The 2,347-nt window shown below is 74.3% G+C and carries 2 protein-coding genes and 1 pseudogene; all 3 read left to right on the plus strand.

Annotated elements, in window-relative coordinates; translation table 11 throughout:
- Positions 1-9: 9 nt before the first annotated feature.
- Positions 10-1,350: an MGH1-like glycoside hydrolase domain-containing protein gene (locus tag PSH25_RS29440; RefSeq protein WP_238662116.1), complete on the plus strand. Its 1,341-nt coding sequence runs from the start codon at positions 10-12 to the stop codon at positions 1,348-1,350.
- Between the two features lie 51 nt (positions 1,351-1,401).
- Complete coding sequence (locus tag PSH25_RS29445; protein ID WP_238662115.1) at positions 1,402-1,800, plus strand: NUDIX hydrolase; 399 nt, start codon at positions 1,402-1,404, stop codon at positions 1,798-1,800.
- 79 nt (positions 1,801-1,879) lie between these two features.
- Positions 1,880-2,347 (plus strand): annotated as a pseudogene (locus PSH25_RS34070) (DUF2267 domain-containing protein); the annotation flags it as partial.

Consider the following 2,347-nt stretch of genomic DNA (forward strand, 5'->3'; position numbering starts at 1 on the left):
ACCAACACGGTGCTGCACCTGCCCGCCGCCGCCCGCACGGGTGGCCCGGCCGACGCGGCCGGGCTGCGTCGACTCGCGATCGACACGCTCGACGCCAACTGGGAGCACGACCACACGGTGCCCTCACGCACGCTCTACCCGCACCAGTGGAGCTGGGACTCCGCGTTCATCGCGATCGGGCTGGCCCAGGTTCGCCCCGACCGTGCCTGGCGGGAGCTGGCGAGCCTGTTCCGGGCGCAGTGGGCCGACGGCCGGGTGCCGCACATCGTGTTCAACCCGGCGCTGCGGGTCGGCGCGTACTTCCCGGGGCCGGAGATGTGGCGCTCCGCCGACGTGCCGGGAGCACCGGCGGTGGCCACCTCCGGCCTGGTCCAGCCGCCGGTGCACGCGCTCGCCGCGTTGCTGGCGTACCGGCGGGCGCCCGACCCCACCGGTCTGGCGGCGTTGCGCCGGCTCTATCCCGCGTTGGTCGCCGAACAGCGCTACCTGGCCGACCGGCGGGACGTGGCCGGTGACGGGCTGGTCTGCATCGTGCACCCGTGGGAGTCCGGGTTGGACAACAGCCCGGCGTGGGACGAGCCGATGGCAGCGGTGCCGGCCGAGGCGGCCGTCATGCGGGCGTACCGTCGGCACGACACCACGCACGCCGACGCCGCGCACCGCCCCACGGACCTGGACTACGCGCGCTACCTGGCGATCGTCGCCGCCTACCGCGACCACGGCTACTCCGACCGGGACCTGGCCACCGGTCACCCGTTCCTGGTGGAGTGCCCGCTGTTCAACGCGGCGTTCGGGGCAGCCGAACACGCCCTCGCCGAGATCGCCGCCCTCGTCGGCGACGACCCCGGGCCGCACCGGGCCCGCGCGGCCCGGATCACCGAGGCCCTCCTGCGCCGGCTGTACGACCCGGACACCGGCACGTTCCAGCCTCGTGACCTGCGCACCGACCGCCTGGTCAGCGCCCGTACCGTGCTCGGGCTGACCCCGCTGATCCTGCCCGACCTGCCGGCCCGGCAGGCCGACGCGCTGGTCGTCGAGGCCCGGTCGGCGCGCTTCGGGGTGGCCCGGCGGATGGACCGGCCGCTACCCACCTACGACCGCACCGCACCCGACTTCGAGCCGCTGCGCTACTGGCGGGGGCCGAGCTGGCTCAACGTCGGCTGGCTGGTCCGGCGTGGGCTGCTCACGCACGGGCACCCGGAGCTGGCCGCCGGGCTGCGCCGCTCGATGATCGGTCTGGTCGCCGGGGCCGGCTGCCACGAGTACTTCCACCCGGACACCGGCGCCGGGCTGGGCTCGCCGGCGTTCGGCTGGACCGCCGCGCTCCTGCTCGACCTGCTGGCCGACTGAGCGCCGTGGTGGGTGGTAGCGTCCCCGGTCCCAGCGGCCGGAGGGAGCATCGTGCGCGAGATCGACAAGGTGGCCTGGATCCTCGTCGAGGACGGTCGGGTGCTGAGCACCCGGTCGGTGGGCAAGGACATCTGGTACCTGCCGGGCGGAAAGCGCGAGCCGGGCGAGACGGACCTGGAGACCCTGCGCCGGGAGATCGACGAGGAGTTGAGCGTCGAGGTGGACGTGCCCGGTGCCGTACACCTGGGCACCTTCACCGCTCAGGCGCACGGCCACACGACCGGCATCACCGTCCGGATGACCTGCTACCGGGCCGACTATCAGGGGCAGCTGCGGCCGGCCAGCGAGATCGCCGAGATGGCCTGGCTCGGGTACGCGGACCGGCACCGCACGTCGCCGGTCGACCAGATCATCTTCGACCACCTGCTGGCCGAGGGTCTGCTGGCCTAGCAGCAGTTTGTCGCGGCCGGCCAGGGGTAACCGCCCGAGCGTGACCGACGGCGACGGGTTCCCGTACTTCATCGACGCGGTGTCCCAACGGTCCGGTCTGCCGGCCGAGCAGGCCGCCGTGCTCGCCCGCGCCGTGCTCCAGACGTTGGCCGAGCGGGTGACCGGCGGCGCGCCCGACGACCTCGTCGGGCACCTTCCGAACGAGGTCGACGGCTACCTGACCGGGCCGGCGCCGGACCCGGCCGCCGGTCCCGCCCCGGCCGGGGGCCTCGGCGGCCTCGCGGGAGGCCGGCGTGCGCTGGAGGGGATGATCTGCCCGCGGCTGGGGGCGTTCCTCCGCGCGGGGATGCGGTCCGGTCTGAACATCATGGTCGCCGGGTTGGCCGGCGCCGGAAAGACCACTGTCATCCGGGCGCTGATGAACGAGATCCCGCAGGACGAGCCGTACGTGCTCCTGGAGGAGAGTCGGGAGCTGCTCCCGGCCCGCCGCCGGGAGCGGCACCGGGCGGTGATGAGCTTCGAGGCCCGGGAGGGTCACGGCGAACGC

The sequence above is a fragment of the Micromonospora foliorum genome (assembly GCF_022229015.1).
Lineage (GTDB): Bacteria > Actinomycetota > Actinomycetes > Mycobacteriales > Micromonosporaceae > Micromonospora > Micromonospora foliorum.